Annotated in this window: 19 protein-coding genes; 13 read left to right on the forward strand and 6 right to left on the reverse strand. The window is 57.0% G+C overall.

The genetic code is table 11. The features are described 5' to 3' along the window. Positions 1-38: 38 nt before the first annotated feature. From AC2FFA_RS15475 to AC2FFA_RS15520, 10 genes are all read left to right on the forward strand, one after another. Positions 39-857 carry an ABC transporter ATP-binding protein gene (locus tag AC2FFA_RS15475; RefSeq protein ID WP_496673518.1) on the forward strand — a complete coding sequence of 273 codons (819 nt, stop codon included), beginning with the start codon at positions 39-41 and terminating at the stop codon, positions 855-857. A gap of 29 nt (positions 858-886) precedes the next feature. Further along, complete coding sequence (locus tag AC2FFA_RS15480; RefSeq protein WP_117871384.1) at positions 887-1,873, forward strand: branched-chain amino acid ABC transporter permease; 987 nt, start codon at positions 887-889, stop codon at positions 1,871-1,873. Between the two features lie 10 nt (positions 1,874-1,883). Continuing rightward, positions 1,884-2,072, forward strand: a complete 189-nt coding sequence (locus AC2FFA_RS15485) for a hypothetical protein (protein ID WP_480685585.1) — start codon at positions 1,884-1,886, stop codon at positions 2,070-2,072. Continuing rightward, positions 2,069-2,326 (forward strand): hypothetical protein, encoded by a 258-nt coding sequence (locus tag AC2FFA_RS15490; protein ID WP_117871388.1) that lies wholly within the window; start codon positions 2,069-2,071, stop codon positions 2,324-2,326. The genes AC2FFA_RS15485 and AC2FFA_RS15490 overlap by 4 nt, the downstream gene beginning before the upstream one ends. A gap of 3 nt (positions 2,327-2,329) precedes the next feature. Next, positions 2,330-3,406: a branched-chain amino acid ABC transporter permease gene (locus tag AC2FFA_RS15495; RefSeq protein ID WP_117871390.1), complete on the forward strand. Its 1,077-nt coding sequence runs from the start codon at positions 2,330-2,332 to the stop codon at positions 3,404-3,406. A gap of 73 nt (positions 3,407-3,479) precedes the next feature. Then, positions 3,480-4,763, forward strand: a complete 1,284-nt coding sequence (locus tag AC2FFA_RS15500; protein WP_117871392.1) for an ABC transporter substrate-binding protein — start codon at positions 3,480-3,482, stop codon at positions 4,761-4,763. Between the two features lie 108 nt (positions 4,764-4,871). Continuing rightward, the gene (locus tag AC2FFA_RS15505; protein ID WP_117871394.1) at positions 4,872-5,705 is read left to right on the forward strand and encodes an ABC transporter ATP-binding protein; all 834 of its coding nucleotides are present in this window, start codon (positions 4,872-4,874) and stop codon (positions 5,703-5,705) included. 19 nt (positions 5,706-5,724) lie between these two features. After that, on the forward strand, positions 5,725-6,942 hold the full coding sequence (locus tag AC2FFA_RS15510; RefSeq protein WP_496852313.1) for a phenylacetate--CoA ligase family protein: 1,218 nt from the start codon (positions 5,725-5,727) through the stop codon (positions 6,940-6,942). Between the two features lie 122 nt (positions 6,943-7,064). Next, the gene (locus AC2FFA_RS15515) at positions 7,065-8,729 is read left to right on the forward strand and encodes an ABC transporter permease (protein WP_496852366.1); all 1,665 of its coding nucleotides are present in this window, start codon (positions 7,065-7,067) and stop codon (positions 8,727-8,729) included. Positions 8,730-8,802: 73 nt separating this feature from the next. Continuing rightward, a complete protein-coding gene (locus tag AC2FFA_RS15520) occupies positions 8,803-9,153 on the forward strand; it encodes a DUF2794 domain-containing protein (RefSeq protein ID WP_117871396.1) in 351 nt (116 codons plus the stop codon). Positions 9,154-9,156: 3 nt separating this feature from the next. Here the strand turns inward: AC2FFA_RS15520 and AC2FFA_RS15525 are convergent, their stop codons facing one another. The 3 genes from AC2FFA_RS15525 to AC2FFA_RS15535 all read right to left on the reverse strand — a co-directional run bounded on the left by AC2FFA_RS15525 (position 9,157) and on the right by AC2FFA_RS15535 (position 11,870). Beyond that, positions 9,157-10,038, reverse strand: coding sequence for a C40 family peptidase (locus tag AC2FFA_RS15525; protein ID WP_496852314.1), 882 nt, complete (start codon positions 10,036-10,038; stop codon positions 9,157-9,159). Further along, entirely contained in the window at positions 10,035-11,417 is a 1,383-nt protein-coding gene (locus tag AC2FFA_RS15530) for a leucyl aminopeptidase family protein (RefSeq protein WP_496852315.1), read from the reverse strand. The genes AC2FFA_RS15525 and AC2FFA_RS15530 overlap by 4 nt, the downstream gene beginning before the upstream one ends. A 63-nt stretch (positions 11,418-11,480) precedes the next feature. Further along, a complete protein-coding gene (locus AC2FFA_RS15535) occupies positions 11,481-11,870 on the reverse strand; it encodes a hypothetical protein (RefSeq protein WP_496852316.1) in 390 nt (129 codons plus the stop codon). A 144-nt stretch (positions 11,871-12,014) separates the two neighbouring features. Here AC2FFA_RS15535 and AC2FFA_RS15540 point away from each other — a divergent pair, with 144 nt between their 5' ends. Both AC2FFA_RS15540 and AC2FFA_RS15545 read left to right on the forward strand, forming a co-directional pair. After that, positions 12,015-12,665 (forward strand): carbonic anhydrase, encoded by a 651-nt coding sequence (locus tag AC2FFA_RS15540; RefSeq protein ID WP_299899906.1) that lies wholly within the window; start codon positions 12,015-12,017, stop codon positions 12,663-12,665. Between the two features lie 101 nt (positions 12,666-12,766). Continuing rightward, positions 12,767-13,303, forward strand: a complete 537-nt coding sequence (locus AC2FFA_RS15545; RefSeq protein WP_496852317.1) for an SRPBCC family protein — start codon at positions 12,767-12,769, stop codon at positions 13,301-13,303. Between the two features lie 46 nt (positions 13,304-13,349). Here the strand turns inward: AC2FFA_RS15545 and AC2FFA_RS15550 are convergent, their stop codons facing one another. After that, on the reverse strand, positions 13,350-14,267 hold the full coding sequence (locus AC2FFA_RS15550; protein WP_496684880.1) for an endonuclease/exonuclease/phosphatase family protein: 918 nt from the start codon (positions 14,265-14,267) through the stop codon (positions 13,350-13,352). Between the two features lie 454 nt (positions 14,268-14,721). Between AC2FFA_RS15550 and AC2FFA_RS15555 the strand changes: the two genes are divergently transcribed. Next, positions 14,722-15,765 carry a S41 family peptidase gene (locus AC2FFA_RS15555; RefSeq protein ID WP_496852318.1) on the forward strand — a complete coding sequence of 348 codons (1,044 nt, stop codon included), beginning with the start codon at positions 14,722-14,724 and terminating at the stop codon, positions 15,763-15,765. 152 nt (positions 15,766-15,917) lie between these two features. On the opposite strand, the gene AC2FFA_RS15560 is transcribed toward AC2FFA_RS15555, so the two are convergent. Together AC2FFA_RS15560 and AC2FFA_RS15565 are read right to left on the reverse strand one after the other, a co-directional pair. Continuing rightward, entirely contained in the window at positions 15,918-16,940 is a 1,023-nt protein-coding gene (locus tag AC2FFA_RS15560; protein ID WP_496852319.1) for an aspartate-semialdehyde dehydrogenase, read from the reverse strand. A 95-nt stretch (positions 16,941-17,035) separates the two neighbouring features. Further along, positions 17,036-18,091 carry a glycosyltransferase family 4 protein gene (locus AC2FFA_RS15565; protein ID WP_496852320.1) on the reverse strand — a complete coding sequence of 352 codons (1,056 nt, stop codon included), beginning with the start codon at positions 18,089-18,091 and terminating at the stop codon, positions 17,036-17,038. Positions 18,092-18,101: the final 10 nt, after the last annotated feature.

Genomic DNA, 18,101 nt, shown 5'->3' on the forward strand with positions numbered 1-18,101 from the left:
CCCGCCGTCCCGTTTTCGCGCAAGTCAGGGAGTGACCGATGCTGGATAATTCCGATGGATATGTCACCGAAGACGGTCGCAAGATCGGCGGTGTGGTGATGGAAATGAAGAACATCACCCTGCGCTTTGGTGGTGTGGTTGCGATCAAGGATATCTCGTTCGACATTCGTGAGGGCGAGATCCGCGCCATCATCGGGCCGAACGGTGCCGGAAAATCCTCGATGCTGAACGTGATTTCGGGCTTCTACGTCCCGCAGGAGGGTGAGGTCTGGTTCCATGGGTCCAGGCGACCGCCGATGCGGCCCTTTGAGGTGGCGCAGCAGGGGATTGCGCGGACGTTTCAGAATATCGCCTTGTTCGAAGGCATGAGCGTTCTGGACAACGTCATGACCGGACGATTGGGTTACATGAAGACCAATATCCTTCAGCAGGCACTGTGGAAGGGCAAGGCCGAGAAGGAAGAGACCGAAAACCGCGAGGCGGTTGAAAAGATCATCGACTTTCTGGAAATCCAGCACATCCGCAAGACGCCGGTATCACGCCTGCCCTACGGTCTGAAGAAACGCGTCGAACTGGCGCGGGCGCTGGCGGCAGAGCCCAAGCTGCTGCTGTTGGACGAGCCGATGGCGGGTATGAACGTTGAAGAGAAAGAGGACATGAGCCGCTTTATCCTCGACGTGAATGACGAATTCGGCACCACCATCGCCCTGATCGAACACGACATGGGCGTTGTGATGGACCTGAGCGACCGGGTGGTCGTCATGGATTACGGAAAGAAGATCGGTGACGGCACACCTGATGAAGTGCGCAACAATCAGGAAGTCATCGACGCCTATCTGGGGGTCAGCCATGACTAAGCTCAGGGCAGAATTGAGGAGGGGCTGGCATGCCTGATCAAATTATCTTCGGGATGGAGGTCATCCTCAACGGTCTGATGGCCGGGGTGCTCTATGCGCTGGTCGCGCTGGGCTTTGTACTGATCTACAAGGCGTCTGGGATTTTCAATTATGCCCAAGGGGTTATGGCCCTGTTCGCGGCGATGACGCTGGTCGGGATCATGAACGGGCAGGTACCATTTGCGCATCTGATCAACGCGACTTTCGGCACCCATATCCACTACTTCGGGTGGAATGTGCCCGCGCTGTTCGCGATCGTTCTGACGATGGGTGTGATGGTGTTGCTGGCCTGGTGTGTGCAGCGGTTCGTCATGCGACATCTGGTTGGGCAGGAGCCAATCATCCTGTTCATGGCGACCATCGGTCTGGCATATTTCCTGGAAGGCGTCGCCGACCTGATGTGGGGGTCCGAGATCAAGACGCTGGATGTGGGCCTGCCGCAGGGGATCAACCTGTGGATCGATGAGACGACGTTCAACATCTTCGGCTATGGCTTCTTCATCGACAATCTGGACATCGTGGCGACGGTCATCGCGGCGCTTCTGGTCGCGGCGCTGGTCGCGTTCAGCCAATACACAAAGCAGGGCCGCGCGATGCGGGCGGTAGCAGATGATCACCAGGCGGCGCTGTCCGTTGGCATCTCTTTGAACTTCATCTGGGTCATGGTCTGGTCGGTTGCGGGATTTGTCGCCCTGGTCGCAGGTATCATGTGGGGCACCAAGTCGGGCGTGCAATTCTCGCTGTCGCTGATCGCGCTCAAGGCGTTGCCAGTGCTGATGCTGGGCGGGTTCACCTCGATCCCCGGAGCCATCGTTGGCGGGCTGATCATCGGCGTGGGTGAGAAGCTGTTCGAGTTTGCCATCGGCCCGATGGTCGGCGGCGCGACCGAGAACTGGTTCGCCTATGTGCTGGCGCTGATCTTTCTGGTGTTCCGACCGCAGGGTCTGTTTGGGGAGAAGATCATTGAGAGGGTTTAGGAGCCGTCTGATGTTCGCCGTGGCCGTATCGTGTGTTGCAGCTATTGCGTCAGGTATCGCTGTTCATTCGGGCGGCAAGTATCGCGGACCCGGCGTAGAACCTGCACTTGATACGGTGGACACGATTGCGCTTATGGGGATTTCAGCTGCCGCGATGTTCGTATTGGTGATGTGGTTCACTTGGTGGGGTTCATCATGACCAAGCTGATCGCCATCATCAACGTGATCGCATGGGCCGGGTTCTGGGCGTTTGGGTATATCGCCCTGACCTCGGACGATCTGACGGATGGCCAGCTGACCATCGCGGCAATCCTGGCTTTTGCGGGTCTGATCATGGGGGTTCTGGCCTACCTGAAACTGGTGCGCGCCTCGGAGGCGAGCGGATATGCCAAAGGGTCCAATCAACTGGACGCCGAAGCCCGGAACCGGGCGCAGGAAGAATGGGGAAAGTAAGACATGTTCTATCGCGAGGCCGGAGATTTCAAAACCTCCTATGTTGCTGACAGCCAGACTTTCCCGATCAAGTTCGATCGGTATCGGTACTATGTCGTCCTTGCCGTAGCGTTCGGGATCATTCCGTTCATCATCAACGACTATTGGGCAAACGCCCTTCTATTGCCTTTCCTGATCTATGCCATTGCAGCAATCGGCTTGAACATTCTGGTGGGGTATTGCGGGCAGGTCAGCCTTGGCACCGGCGGGTTCATGGCTGTGGGGGCCTATGCCTGTTACAAGCTGATGACCGCTTTCCCGGATGTCAGCATGTTTATTCACGTGTTGCTGGCCGGCGGGATAACGGCCATCGTCGGTGTACTGTTTGGCTTGCCATCCTTGCGGATCAAGGGGTTTTACCTTGCGGTGGCGACGCTGGCGGCGCAATTCTTCCTGGTGTGGCTTTTCAACCGGGTGCCGTGGTTCTACAACTATTCGGCGTCGGGGCAGATCAATGCGCCGGAACGGGATGTGTTCGGCATCATCATCACTGGTCCAAATGCATCGGCTTGGGCCACTTACCTGTTTTGCCTGATTTTCCTGACCATCTGCGCCATTCTCGCGCGCAACCTGACGCGCGGCACGACGGGGCGGACATGGATGGCGATCCGCGATATGGATATCGCGGCCGAGATCATCGGGGTGAACCCGCTCAAGGCGAAACTGACTGCCTTTGCCGTCAGTTCGTTCTTTGTGGGCATCGCGGGCGCGCTGTTCTTCTCGGTCTATCTGGGCGCGGTTGAGGTCGGCGAAGTATTCGGCATCCAGAAATCGTTCCTGGTGCTGTTCATGGTCATTATCGGCGGTCTGGGCTCGATCTTCGGATCCTTCGCGGGCGCAGCATTCCTTGTACTTCTGCCCGTGGTCCTGAAAGTGGTCGGCGTCGATGTTCTCGGCTGGCCCACGGATATCGTGGCGCATCTACAGCTGGTGATTGTCGGTGCCCTGATCATCATGTTCCTGATTCTCGAACCGCACGGGCTGGCGCAGCTATGGCGCGTGGCGAAGGAAAAACTCAGACTCTGGCCGTTCCCGCACTAAGGGGCAGGCCCAACTAAAAGACGGGTGCAAAGCCCGAACTCAACATCGGATCTATTAAGGGAGGAAACACCCGATGAACAAGAAACTGGCAACCTTAGCGCTGGGCGCGTTGATGGCGGCAGGCCCGGCCATGGCCGACCTTGTATTTCCGTCGCTTAGCTACCGGACCGGACCTTATGCGGCTGGTGGTATCCCGTTTGCAGACGGCTATGCCGACTATTTCACTCTGGTGAACGAACGCGACGGTGGAATCGGCGGTGTTGCAGCGAAGGTGATCGAATGCGAAACCGGCTATAACACCGAAAAAGGCGTTGAATGCTACGAGTCTACCAAAGGTGAAGGCGCGTTGGTGTATCAACCACTGTCGACCGGCATTACTTATCAGCTGATTCCGAAAGTCACCGCAGATGGCATCCCGCTGCACACGATGGGTTACGGTCGAACATCGGCTGCGAACGGCAAAGTGTTCAGCCACGTGTTCAACTATCCGGCCAACTACTGGAACGGTGCATCGGGCGCGATCAACTATCTGCTGGATGAGAATGGTGGAGATCTGAACGGCAAGAAGATTGCGCTGGTCTATCACAACTCTGCTTATGGCAAGGAACCGATCCGCACGCTGGAAACTCTGGCCGAAAAACATGGCTATGAACTGTCCTTGCTGCCCGTAGATCACCCAGGTCAGGAGCAGAAGTCGCAGTGGTTGCAGATTCGCCGTGAAAAGCCCGATTACGTAATCATGTGGGGTTGGGGCGTCATGAACCAGGTGGCCGTGCAAGAAGCTGCAAACATCCGTTTCCCGATGGAAAACTTCATCGGTGTCTGGTGGTCCGGTGCTGAATTCGATGTTGAACCAGCAGGCGAAAAAGCGAATGGTTACAAGGCACTGACCTTCACTGGTCTTGGAATGGACTACCCTGTCTATGACGATCTGAAGAAATACGTTGTGGACGCGGGCAAAGCAGCAGGTGCAGGCGATCAACTGGGTACAGTTCAGTATAACCGCGGTCTCTATGCTGCGATGCTGGCAGCCGAAGCCGTGAAAACCGCGCAAGAATTGCACGGAACTGCTGATATCGACGCGTCCATGATGCGCGATGGCATGGAGGCGCTGGAGATCACCAATGCCAAGATGGAAGCGCTTGGCATGTCCGGATTTGGACCCGAGTTCGCGGTTTCCTGCGACAATCACGGCGGCCCCGGTCTTGTCGGTGTTGTTCAGTGGGACGCAGCGGCCGGAACCTGGAACCCGGTTCAGGACTTCAAGCCAACGGATGTCGAAGTGATCAACGCTCTGATCGCGGAAGACTCGGCAGCTTATGCAGCCGAGAACAACATCGAACCGCGCTGCGAATAAAGGCAGTCTCGTACCGGCTTGGGCCGGCTTTCAAAACTTCGGAGCGGCGGGCAGACTGCCGCTCCTCACGAACAGTCCCGAAGGGGACAGGCATGAGGACACGCGCTGATGCTGGATGCGGCACACACCACTGACGTGCAGGCGGAAACCCTGCTTGAGGTCAACAATATCGAAGTGATCTACAACCATGTGATCCTCGTGCTGAAAGGCGTTAGCCTGACTGTTCCCAAGGGCGGTATCACGGCCTTGCTGGGTGGTAACGGCGCGGGCAAGACGACCACGCTCAAGGCAGTGTCGAACCTGCTGCATTCGGAACGCGGCGAGGTTACGAAAGGCTCGATCAAGTATCGTGGCCAGAGCGTACACGAAAGCGACCCTGCCGTATTGGTGGAAAAAGGTGTGATTCAGGTGATGGAAGGCCGTCACTGTTTTGAGCATCTGACAGTTGAAGAGAACCTGCTGACGGGTGCGTATACCCGCAAAGACGGCAGCGCGGCGATCCAGCAGGATCTGGAGCTGGTCTACAATTACTTCCCCCGCTTGAAGGAGCGCCGCCGCTCGCAGGCTGGCTATACGTCGGGTGGAGAGCAGCAGATGGTTGCCATGGGCCGGGCATTGATGTCGCGCCCGGAGACGATCCTGCTGGACGAACCTTCGATGGGGCTCGCGCCGCAGTTGGTCGAAGAGATTTTCGGCATCGTGAAGGACCTCAACGAGAAAGAGGGCGTGTCCTTCCTGTTGGCCGAGCAGAACACAAACGTCGCCCTGCGGTTTGCGCATTACGGGTACATTCTTGAATCCGGGCGCGTTGTCATGGATGGCCCGGCCGCCGAACTGCGCGAGAACCCGGACGTGAAGGAATTCTACCTTGGTATGTCCGACGAGGGTCGCAAGAGCTTTCGCGACGTGCGGTCCTATCGCCGCCGCAAGAGGTGGCTGTGAGCGGATGGAGGATTTGGCGATGACCTATTTCGACGCACTCGAAACACGTTCGGCGGACGAACGTGCTTCCGATCAGGCAAAAGCGCTTGCAGAGCAGATCAAACGTGCTGCATCTGCCCCCGGATTCGCTACACACTTGTCGGATTCAGACACTAATAAGGTGATTTCGGCAGATGATTTGCCGATGCTGCCCGTGCTGCGCAAGTCGGACCTGATCCGCGCGCAGGCGGAACGCCCACCTTTTGGCGGGTTTACCGTGAAGCCAGCGCGCCACTTCCATCACGTGTTTCAGTCCCCCGGGCCGATTTATGAACCGGGCAGCACCGATCACGATTGGTGGCGTATGGGCCGGTTCTTGAATGCCGTGGGTGTTGGTGCTGGTGATATTGTTCAGAACTGTTTTGGCTACCACCTGACACCGGCAGGCATGATCTTTGAAAACGGTGCCCGCGCTGTAGGTGCTGCCGTTTTGCCGGCGGGAACCGGACAGACCGAGTTGCAGGTGACAGCCGCGCGTGACGTTGGCTGCACTGCTTATGCAGGCACGCCTGATTACTTGAAAGTCATCCTGGACAAGGCCGACGAGATGGGCGTTTCGCTGAACTTCTCGAAAGCCGCCGTTGGTGGTGGTGCTCTGTTCCCGTCTCTGCGTCAGGAATACGCGGATCGCGGTATTTCGTGCCTGCAATGCTATGCGACGGCGGACCTGGGAAACATCGCCTATGAAAGCGCTGCGATGGAGGGGATGATCATCGATGAACACGTGATCGTCGAGATCGTAACGCCCGGAACCGGTACGCCGGTAGCGCCGGGCGAAGTGGGCGAGGTTGTCGTGACCTCTCTCAACCCGGATTACCCGTTGATCCGCTTTGCGACCGGAGATCTTTCGGCCGTCCTGCCGGGTTTCTCGCCCTGTGGCCGGACCAATATCCGGATCAAAGGCTGGATGGGGCGCGCCGATCAGACCACCAAGATCAAGGGGATGTTTGTACGCCCGGAACAGGTAGCGGCCCTGGTCGACAAACATGAGGAAATCGTCAAAGCCCGCGTTATTGCAGCCCGTCAGGGTGAGATGGACACGATGACAGTCCGGATTGAAAGCCCGCGCGGTGACGACCCGGCATATGCCAAGTCGGTGGCCGAGGTGTTGAAGCTGAAAGGCGCGATCGAGGTTGTGGCCCCCGGATCCCTTCCCAGGGACGGGGTGGTGATCGAGGATCAGCGCGTCTACGAATAATGGCCTGTTTCAAGTCTGCGGCAGTTTGCGCCGCAGATTTGTTTACCGATGCACTGGTGTTTCCGAGCTTTTTGGTCGATTAAAGGCGAACCCTTCGCCTTTGCCAATCACAAGCCGGGATGATGGCCGAAATCGAGTTTTCACAGAACGGATCGCGCAATCGCGGTGTACGCGGTACCCGACTGCTGGCGGGGATCGCCTATGTCGTGGCTGCCGCGTGCCTTTTGCCGATGATCGCCGTGGTCCTGGCGGCTGTAACCGGTGGAACGGACACAATCTCGCACCTGATGGAGACGGTGCTGCCCGGCTATATCGTGACGACCCTGATTCTCGTGGTGTTGGTCGCGGCGGGAACGTTCAGTATCGGCACCGGGGCGGCCTGGCTGGTAACGATGACCCGTTTTCCCGGAGTACGGTTTCTAGAGATCGCACTGGTCCTTCCGCTGGCCTTTCCGGCCTATGTTCTTGCCTATGCCTACACCTTCATTCTGGATCACCCGGGCATCGTTCAAAGCACGCTGCGTGATGTCACCGGTTGGGGCCCGCGCGACTACTGGTTCCCGGAAATCCGCTCGACCGAGGGCGCAGCGGTCATGTTGATCCTTGTGCTCTATCCTTATGTCTATCTGCTTGCGCGGGCTGCGTTCCTTCAGCAAAGCGCGACCGCATTTCTGGCGGCGCGGGCGCTGGGTAACAATCCATGGCTGGCGTTTCGGCGCGTTTCACTCCCGATGGCGCGGCCTGCCATTGCAGGCGGTGTACTGCTGGCCGTCATGGAGACCATCGCGGATTTCGGAACCGTGTCGTATTTCGGTGTGCAGACCTTTGCCACCGGGATCTACACAAGCTGGTTTTCTATGGCCGACCGGGCTGCGGCTGCACAACTTGCGCTGTGCCTGCTGGGCTTTGCCCTGATCATGGCCGTGGCCGAGCGCACCCAGCGCGGCAAGGCAAAATACTATCAGGCCGGGAAACAGCATTTGGCGCAACCGGCGGTACATCTGACGGGCCTGCGGGCCTGTGGCGCATTCTTGCTTTGTGCGATACCTGTTCTTTTCGGGTTTTTGCTGCCTGTTATCATTCTGGTCGAGATGGGCCTGGAATCCGAACAGAACCTGTTTTCGCAGCGCTATATCGGCTTCATTCAGAATTCGCTGATCCTTGCTGGTACGGCGGCGGTCATCACCGTTTTTGCGGCGATCAGTGTCGGGTTCTTTCAACGCCTCAGACCGGGGCGCGCCTCGTCTGCGACTGCTTATATGGCGCGTCTGGGATATGCGGTGCCCGGCGGCGTCATCGCGGTTGGCTTGATCGTCCCCTTCGCGAGCTTTGACAACGCGCTGGACGTTTGGATGCGTCAGACCTTCGATGTGTCCACGGGGCTGTTGGTTACAGGTTCGATCTGGCTGCTGGTCGCTGCCTACATGGTGCGGTTCCTGGCTGCTGCGCTCAGCGCATATGAGGGTGGCCAAAGCACGGTACACGCCAATATGGATGCCGCAGCCCGCTCACTTGGTCAGACGCCGTTGGGAACTCTGCGGCGTGTTCACCTGCCCATTCTGACTCCGTCTCTGTTGACGGCCCTTCTGATCGTGTTCGTTGACGTGATGAAGGAACTTCCGGCCACTCTGATCATGCGGCCGTTCAATTTCGACACGTTGGCGGTGCAGGCATATCGATTGGCCTCGGACGAGAGATTGGAGGGCGCAGCTGTGCCTTCGCTGGTTATTCTGGCCGTAGGTCTGCTGCCTGTAATCCTGATCTGCCGTCAGGTCGGCCGACGGTAACACTTGTGTCGTAATTGTAAGACAACAGCGCATCAGGCTTGATTCAAACGCGAATTCCGGCAAGGCTGGAGGTATGAATATGCAGCCTCCCAGCCGGTTCTCGGCAAGCGCAGCGCAGATGCCCGTGGCTTTCGACCGGCATGAGATGTCTCAAATCCTATCCGTTTATGGTCGGATGGTCGCCGCCGGGGAATGGCGCGACTATGGTATTTCCAACCTGCGCGACATGGCGGTGTTCTCGATCTTCCGGCGCACCGCAGAACACCCGATCTACCGCGTCGAAAAGCATCCGCGCCTGAGATCGAGACAGGGAATGTATTCTGTCATAGGTATGGATGGCCGCATCCTGAAACGCGGCCACGATCTGCGCGCGGTTTTACGGGTGTTGGAACGCAAGCTGATCCGGGCCGTGAACCCGGATTAGAGCCTAAGACGCAGGATGTCGCCCATATCCTGTTACAGCCCCGAACTCTTTTCGGCCGATACGAGAGACAGCGTCCTCCAAAGGTTCTTTGGCAACAGCCATGTGATGTGCGTTTGCATGCACAAGCGTGTCCTGATCCAGCATCATGCCTACGTGACCTTTCCAAAACACCAGATCACCCCGGCGAAGCTCGGGGTTTGGGATTGGCTTGAAGAACTCTGCTTGCATGTCGCTATCGCGAGGGCAGGGTAATCCGCAGGAATGAAAAGCGATTTGAATCAGGCCCGAACAGTCAAGTCCAAGTCCGGTATCGCCACCGTAGATGTAAGGGGTGGTAAGAAACTGTTCTGCAATGGCTGCAGGATCAGAACCCACCCAGTTTTTTTCGACCAGCTGTGTTTCGCGAATGTATCGCGGCGTTGGAATGTGGCCCTCTTCTTTCACGCAAACCCATCCGGTCGAACGAATGGTGTTTTCGCGTTCTGAATCACGGCGTGGCCAGTATTCTATACCAGCGCCAAAAGGCAGAATCCGTTCGTTCGCGTTTTTGGTCACATCGGGGTGTTCCAATGAAACTGCTCTTGGCACGGAAACGCGGTGCGTTGGCTGAAGTGGCCGTCTTTCTATTTCCTGTCGCACCCACCCGACATAGCCATCTTTTTCGCGAAACCCGAACAGGTGGTTCTGCGCCCGCTCCAAGATGATGAATACTTCTCCGCACACCATCTGGCACTGCCGACTACCATTGGGTTTGTCTAGAACGTCCCGCACAACCGATTGAATATGATATGTTTCACCATCCAAAAAAGCATCAGCTTCGACCTGACCTTTCAGCGATGAATGCGCCACCCGTCCGTTGAAGCGAAGCAACCTGCGATCCGTCATAGCTCCAATATCTCCGGCAATGCGTTTAACACGGCGCGCGGCCCCTGACCCAGACCACCTTTGGTGCGACCGGGCTCTTTACTGGGCTGCCAGGAGTAGATGTCGAAATGGACATAGCGGTGCGCGCCCACGAACCGTCGCAGAAACAAAGCGGCGGTGATCGATCCAGCAAATCCGCCCGATGGTGCGTTGTCCAGATCGGCAATACCGGGTTCGATCATCGCTTCGTAAGGCGTGTGGAACGGCATGCGCCAGACCGGATCAGCCGAAACCTCTGCCGCGTGTGAAAGGGAAGACGCGCATTGCTGGTCGTCTGTGTAGAACGGTGCCAGATCCGGGCCAACGGCCACCCGTGCGGCACCGGTCAGCGTCGCCATCGAGATCACCAGATCGGGCTCTCCTTCAGCCGCCAGCGCCAGCGCATCAGCAAGCACCAGACGCCCTTCGGCATCCGTATTGTTGATCTCGACCGTAAGTCCCTTGCGGGAGGTCAGGATGTCGCCTGGACGGAAGGCATTTCCGGCAAGCGCGTTTTCGACCGCCGGGATCAGAACCCGCAGTTGCAGCGGAATACCCAGCGCCATGATCATCCGGGCCAGTCCCAGCACATTGGCCGCACCCCCCATATCCTTCTTCATCAGACCCATGGACGCGCCCGGTTTCAGGTTCAGCCCGCCTGTGTCGAAACACACACCTTTGCCGACAAGCGTCAGTTTGGGGCCGCTGCTGCCCCAGTTCAGTTCGATCAGCCGGGGGGCCTGTTCCGCAGCGCGTCCTACCGTGTGGATCATGGGAAAATTCTGATCCAGCAGGGCCTCGCCGGTGATCACGCTGCAGGAGGCACCGAATTCGCCAGCCAGAACCTCAGCCGCCTGCTGCAACTGCTCAGGACCCATATCCGAGGCTGGCGTATTCACCAGATCGCGGGTCAGAACTTCGGCATTGGCCATGGCTTCGATACGGTTGGCATCCACACCTACAGGTGAAATCAGCGCCGCCGATCCACCGGATTGAGACGCGTAGCGATCGAAGGTGTAGCCTGTCATCAACCAGCCAAAACACTCCATCTCCAGCCGATCAGCGGGAATGCCGGACGCGATATGATAGGTTCCTTCCGGCAGTGTCATGGCTGCGGCGGCCAATAGGAACCTTTGTCGCGCACGCGTGACTTCTGTTCCATAACCGGCCAGTACAAAATCAACCGCGCCATTCGCACCTGGTACCAACAGTGTCTGCCCCATCGCACCTGTAAACCCGTTTGCGGCAACCCAGGTCTGGACGGTATCCGGTTGATCCTGCAACCAATTGTCCAAATCCGGCTGCGCAATCACATGAAGCGGTATGGACGGGTCAGAGGGTGGGGCGAAGGACAGGGTCATGGGCGTCTCGGCTGATGGTTTCTGCGCACAGACTAGCCGCGCATGATCTGCCCGCAACCCCTGTCAGACGGAAAGGTCCTGCTGGTCCCAGACGGCGGTCAACGATCGTTCCCCGACACGGATCAAACGCCCTAGCGTCGCACCCGCCGCAATGGCGTCACCGGCATCGACGGTGTGGGCCACGTCACCCGCCACCCGGGCCAGGGCCGTCATCCCGATCTGTTCGGATATTGCGACCAGTGACTTGGCACATTTGCGCAAGTCCGCCCATTCGCGCTGCCGCCAGTAGCGTTCGCAGTTTGACAGGCGCACGGCAAGCTCCTCGACCGTGCGGCACAGAACGTCCAGCGCATTCTTGTCGCCAAGTTGCCGGTACAGTCCGCTCAGTTGATCCGAGTCCAGACGGACGGATTCCTTGTGTTCAAGCGTGATAATCTTTTCCACCACATTCACCCTAGTTCAAACGCCCCCACGGCGCGGTCTTGATCCTGGCAGCAAATTCCTTTGCAAAACCTTGCAGGGAAACCGGATAATGGCTCGAATTTTCCTTGAATTCGGTTTAGATCATCCGTCAGCGACAAGAACGGGAACATTGAAATGGACTTTGCCAAACCTCTGCCGAGCTACCTTTTAAAACGGTATCACGGATGGAAGGCCACGACATATTCGGAAAACCAGGTCTGGTATCGCCGTCTTGCCGATGAGGGACAACGCCCCCGTGCCATGGTCATATCCTGCTGCGACAGCCGGGTTCACGTGACATCCATGTTCGGAGCCGACCAGGGCGATTTCTTTATTCACCGAAACATCGCCAACCTGGTGCCGCCCTATGCACCGGATGGGGACCACCACGGCACCAGCGCTGCCATTGAATATGCCGTAACAGCGCTCAAGGTCGCTCATTTGATCGTTCTGGGGCATTCGCAATGCGGCGGCGTGCAGGGCTGTATCGACATGTGCAAGGGGCAGGCGCCGCAGCTGGATGCCAAGGACAGTTTTGTTGGTCGCTGGATGGATATTCTCAAGCCGAAATACGAACTGGTCGCGGATATCGAGGACAGTGTCGAACAGGCCCGACAGTTCGAGCGTCAATCGGTTGTCGCATCACTGGAAAACCTGATGACCTTCCCCTTCGTCTCGTCAGCCGTTGAGCAGGGAGCGCTGAGCTTGCACGGCTTGTGGACGGATATCGGTGCAGGTGGGTTGGAAAGCTATGACCCTTATCAAAAAAAGTTCGTCCCGGTCTGACGACGACACATCGGCAAGTCCGAAACGATAAAGATAGCGGCTCTGATTCAGAGCCGTTTTTGGTATACTCCACTCATCGCATTTGAAGATCGGAGCCTACCATGAAAGTCATCAAGCGCATCTTCGCAGGATTGGTCGTTTGCATTCTGGTTCTGGTCGCGGCTTCCTATCTGTTGCCAGGAAAGGCAGAAGTTTCGCGTAGCATTGCGATCGACGCTCCGGCGAGTGCCATCTTTCCTTATGTGAATTCGATGCAGGAAACCGAAAAGTGGTCTCCTTGGCTGAACCGGGACCCCGAAACCAAACTGACGTATTCCGGCCCTGCCGCCGGGGTCGGGAACGCTCTGAACTGGGATTCGGATCACCCGCAGGTCGGCACGGGCTCACAGGAAATCGTCGAGAGCGTGGAAAACCAACGGGTCAGAACGGTGCTGGATTTTGGCCCGATGGGTACTGCCGCTGCGTCATTCACCCTTGAGCCTGACGGGGCGGGAACCAAAGTTACCTGGGGGTTTGAATCGGATCTGGGTCTCAACCCCATGTCCCGCTGGATGGGGTTGATGATGGATACGTGGGTGGGCGAGGACTATGAACGTGGTCTGACCAATCTGAAAGAACTGGTGGAAACTCAAAGCTAGCCCTGTGTTTCTACAGAAGCGTGCGGCAGTGTGCTTGACGGAAATCCTAGCCCAGTCGAAACCGGGCAAGCTTTCCCAGGTGATCGGATCCCATGAAGGGGCGCAGCTCAACCGTTCCTGTTGTTCCTTTGGGGAACAAAAGGTTGTCTATCGGCAATGGGATCTTCCAACTGCCGAGGTTGTGAGTGTTCAGGACGGTTCCAAAACTCTGATTGTTTGCGGCCGCTCCGATCCGTCTGACGCTTTCGCCCCAGGGCACCATGTTGAAATCTCCGGCAATCAGAACCGGTCCTTCAAGTTGGCTGATGCGGTCGGCAATCACCTGGCTTTGCCTGGACTGGTCGTAAGGAAATGGCCAGTTCAGATGAACTGATACGACCCAGACCAAATCACCGCCGGGCGCTTTGACCTGTAACCCCACAAGCCCATAACCTTGCAGACAGAATTCGGAATTCTCGACAATCGGCAAGGTCGTCAGGATGGCGACGTTTTGTTCAGGGCGGAATTCACAGACCGCCTTTTCGGGGTAATGCTCGAACAGATTGCTCATGTACTTGCGATTGTGGCTGGATACTTCCTGCAACGTCACGATCTGTGCATTTGACTCAATGATGTCTTCGGCCAGTGAATACCGGGGCCAGGCTTTGCTCATGAGATTCTTCTGGTACAGCGTCAAGCAGGAGCCATTGCAATCGTCCGAGGGCGCGGCAACGCTGGCTGCGATGGATCCAATGGCCGCCCCCGCAAAGACCAAGGTGGTCAAAGCAAGAAATCTGGCGCGCATGAATAGAAGTATCACGGCGCAGGGCAGGAGCAGAACACCAGCCTGAGGACGAAGCAGAGCGATTGAATCTCCCACGGCAAAGACCTGCCCCGTAAAGCCGATGACGACCAGTGCCATCAGAACGCATGTGCATCCGATCGTCAGGGACTTGGCAATCCTGCGTTTGGTCGAAATGTGCATTCCCTGCCTCTTCCGCCTTGCACGGAATACTGTTTGTAATCGGGCGTGTCGCATCCGCTCCGCCACGAACAAGGTTCAGTTTTTAGGTGGCAAGCGCGTTGGGTTTTGTCAACAGGTTGGCGACCTTCACCGCGTGCTAGACTGTGCGGCTGCACTGGTTTCTTTTGAGGTTTGACGGGTGCGGATGAAATACGTGGAGGTGAAGTTTGACTGTCAGACAAGAAAGAGAGCGAATCCGTTTTAGTTGTTGAAAGTCCTCTGTGGGCCCAATCTGGACATTGACGAGCGGCTATGCGCACCGTGAAACATGTCACTCGCGGAAGACCTGAAACAAATTTTGGAAACTGTGCTGCCAACCGATCCCAGCTTTGGGAAGATCGAAAAGGCCGTGATAGACAGCTGTATTGGTGAAACCCGGCGATACGCCTTGGAGGGCTCCATCGAAGCCTTCCTGATGTCAGCGATGCGTCTATTGGCACTTCCCGATAATGGGCATACACGGCTGATCCCGAACGATGCGATCGAGGTGCTGCCGCTGAGGTTCGTGAGCGTAGGGTGTTCCGTGCAATTCATCGGCGCGGTACCAGAGATAACTGCACCACGAGGAGAGCTGATAGCGGTCAATGGCGCAGATTTGAGCTATATTGAAGCCACCGCTGAGCAGTTTCTAGCGGGAAGGCGACAAAGGAAACGGGTTATCGGACCGATTTTTTTGGCTTGGCCGTACGCTTTGGCACGTTTGGGTTTTTCGTCAAGCGGCGGAACGACCGAGTATCGTCTGCGGGACGAAAATGGACAGATAACGAATCTGAAAGTGGCCAATGAACATACCGTTCCTGGATCTGTGCTATACCCGAGAAACGAGCACGGCAAGGATGATCCAACCTGGCAGCCCGAGGCTTTTGTGGAGATAAAGGACTGGCAAGACCTTGGGCTATCAATAGCGTTACCAAGCTTCTTTGATTCGAACGAAAGTGCGCTGCTTGCAGCCATCTCAGCCGCAGTGGAACGAGTGCGCGCCTGTTCGAACAAACCGCTCTTGATTGACGTTCGCGGAAACACGGGGGGCGACTTTCTTCTAACGATGCCCTTGATCGACGCGATCTCGGAAAGCGCAAACAAGCAGGTTGTCGTGCTTGTCGATAAATTCACGTTTTCCGCAGCGATCGTGTTCGTAGCCATCCTCAAACATCGATTGGGAAACAGGCTCAAACTCATTGGGGAGGAGATGGGCGATGGCTTGACGTTCTTTGCAGAGGGCGGGTTGCTCGATTTGCCGGCCAGCAAAGCCGTCGTTCGATACTCATCAGCCTTTCACGATTGGAAGGACGGAACGACTGACGAAACCACCCCGCCCGAAGTTGCGCGGGAAATCGTACCTGTAGGAGCACTGAATTTGGATTTGGAATGGGTCCAAGGGCCTGCAGTTGAGGATGCACACGGCGAGTTCCATCAACGTGTTCTCAAGAGCATGAGCCATTGGATAAACGACCGTTGAACTCGCACGGCGGTCGTCCAAATTGCCTTCCAATACTGCGCATTGGCGAATGCCAAGTTTCTCCCGCAAACTTGGCACTGACAAATAATCAAAAAACCCGCTGAACAATCAGCGGGTTTCCTGGTTTTCAACCTTTGGCGAAAATCGGGATGTCAGCCCTTTTTCAGGACCTCGCGGCCCAGAAGTTCCGCGATCTGCACGGCGTTCAGGGCGGCGCCCTTGCGCAGGTTGTCGCTGACGCACCACAGGTTAAGACCGTTTTCGATGGTCGAATCCTGGCGGATACGGCTGATGAACGTGGCGAAATCGCCCGCGCATTCGATCGGTGAGACGTAGCCACCCGCTTCGCGTTTGTCGATCACCATGATACCAGGTGCTTCGCGCAGGATGTCACGGGCTTCGTCTTCGTCCAGGAATTCCTCGAACTCGATATTCACGGCCTCAGAGTGGCCAACAAAGACTGGAACGCGGACGCAGGTGGCTGTGACCTTGATCGACGGATCGACGATCTTTTTAGTCTCAACAACCATCTTCCACTCTTCCTTGGTCGAGCCGTCTTCCATGAAGACGTCGATCTGGGGAATGACGTTGAAGGCGATCTGCTTCTGGAACTTGTTTGGTGGCACGTCCGTAGTGGGATTATAGATCGCTTTGGTCTGATCCCACAGCTCGTCCATGCCTTCCTTACCGGCGCCAGACACCGACTGATAGGTCGACACGACAACGCGCTTGATGCGCGCGCGGTCATGCAGCGGCTTCAGCGCGACAACCATCTGCGCGGTCGAGCAGTTGGGGTTGGCGATGATGTTCTTGTTTTTGTAGTCGTGGATCGCCTGCGGGTTACATTCCGGCACGATCAGCGGAATGTCCGGGTCATAACGATAGAGCGACGAGTTATCGATCACCACGCAGCCAGCTTTGGCCGCCTTGGGGGCGTAGACCTTGGTCGCCTCGGACCCTACGGCAAACAGCGCCATGTCCCAGCCGGTGAAATCGAACGTGTCCAGATCCTTGGTAGTGAGTGTCGTGTCGCCAAAGCTTACTTCGGTGCCCAGCGAACGACGGCTTGCCAGAACAGCAAGTTCATCGACGGGGAACTGGCGTTCAGCCAGAATGTTCAGCATTTCGCGGCCCACGTTACCCGTGGCGCCGACGACTACGACGCGATAGCCCATTTCATGTCTCCAATGTTAAGGACGCGCGTTCATAGCCGCGTTGCAGCGAAGAAAAAAGAGCTATCACGGGAGAATTGGCCGAATCGACGTCGATTTTAACCCGAATGCGCGTTTTCACCTGTGTTCAGCAAAGAACGATAGACACGCACGATGGCTTCCGCTTCGCCTTCGATTCGAAAAAGCTGCTCTACACGCTGTCTTGCGGCCTGACCGGATTGCACAAGCTTGTCCGGATCACCCAACATCTGTTCCAGTGCTTCGGCCAGTGCCCCGGCGTTATCCTTTTCGATCAAGCGGCCTGTCTCCCCGTCCTCGATTTGGGCGCTGAACGCCCCAACCCCGCGGCAGGCGATTGCGGGCACGCCGGAGGCCATCGCCTCAAGCGGTGTGAGGCCGAACCCTTCGTGACGGGCCGGGGCCACAAACAGGTCAAGGGCGCGGTAGGTTTGAACGATTTCCTCCCAAGGACGCTCGCCCAGAAAGTGCACCCGTTCCGATAGCCCGGCAGCGTTGAGCTTGGCTTCCTGTTCCTGTTGGAACGATTCAAATTCTTTGGTGGCGCGCCCGGTAAAGACTATGCTGGCGTCGGGATGGTTTGGCAGAACCTCAATCGCCGCATCCACCAAGAGGTCGACACCCTTCTGAGGTCGAATACGCCCGAAACACCCGATCAAAGTCCCATCAGGCAGCCCCAGTTTCTTTCGCAGCAGCGATTTGTCCTCGGCCGGGTGAAACAGTTCGGTATTCACACCATGCATTATGACAGTCGCGGGATGTTCAAGAAACGATGCCGCTTCCGGAGTTGTGGCGATCAGGCCGTCCATCTTCGAGATCAGCCATTTCGTGAACCCGGAGTGATTTCGCTGCGCAGCCGATGTAAACAGCAGTTTCAGATTACGCTGCAGCACATGTTTCAAAAACAGGCCCATCAGCATTTCGGTATTGCGCCGCGCATGCCACACCCGGGGCGTCCTGTTCGAAATGAATGGAACTTTGATCAATCGGATGTGGGGCAGATCATCCGGCAGGCCGGGTCCTGTGGCAACGATCCCGATCATATGCTTCTGGATCGGCAACAGGCGGATGACGGTTGTTGTGACACCGGAGAGGCTGTGTTTCAGGTTCGGCGCTATAACCTCGATTTCCTGCACGGCTTGCTCC

This window comes from Ruegeria sp. YTSB088, from assembly GCF_059609825.1.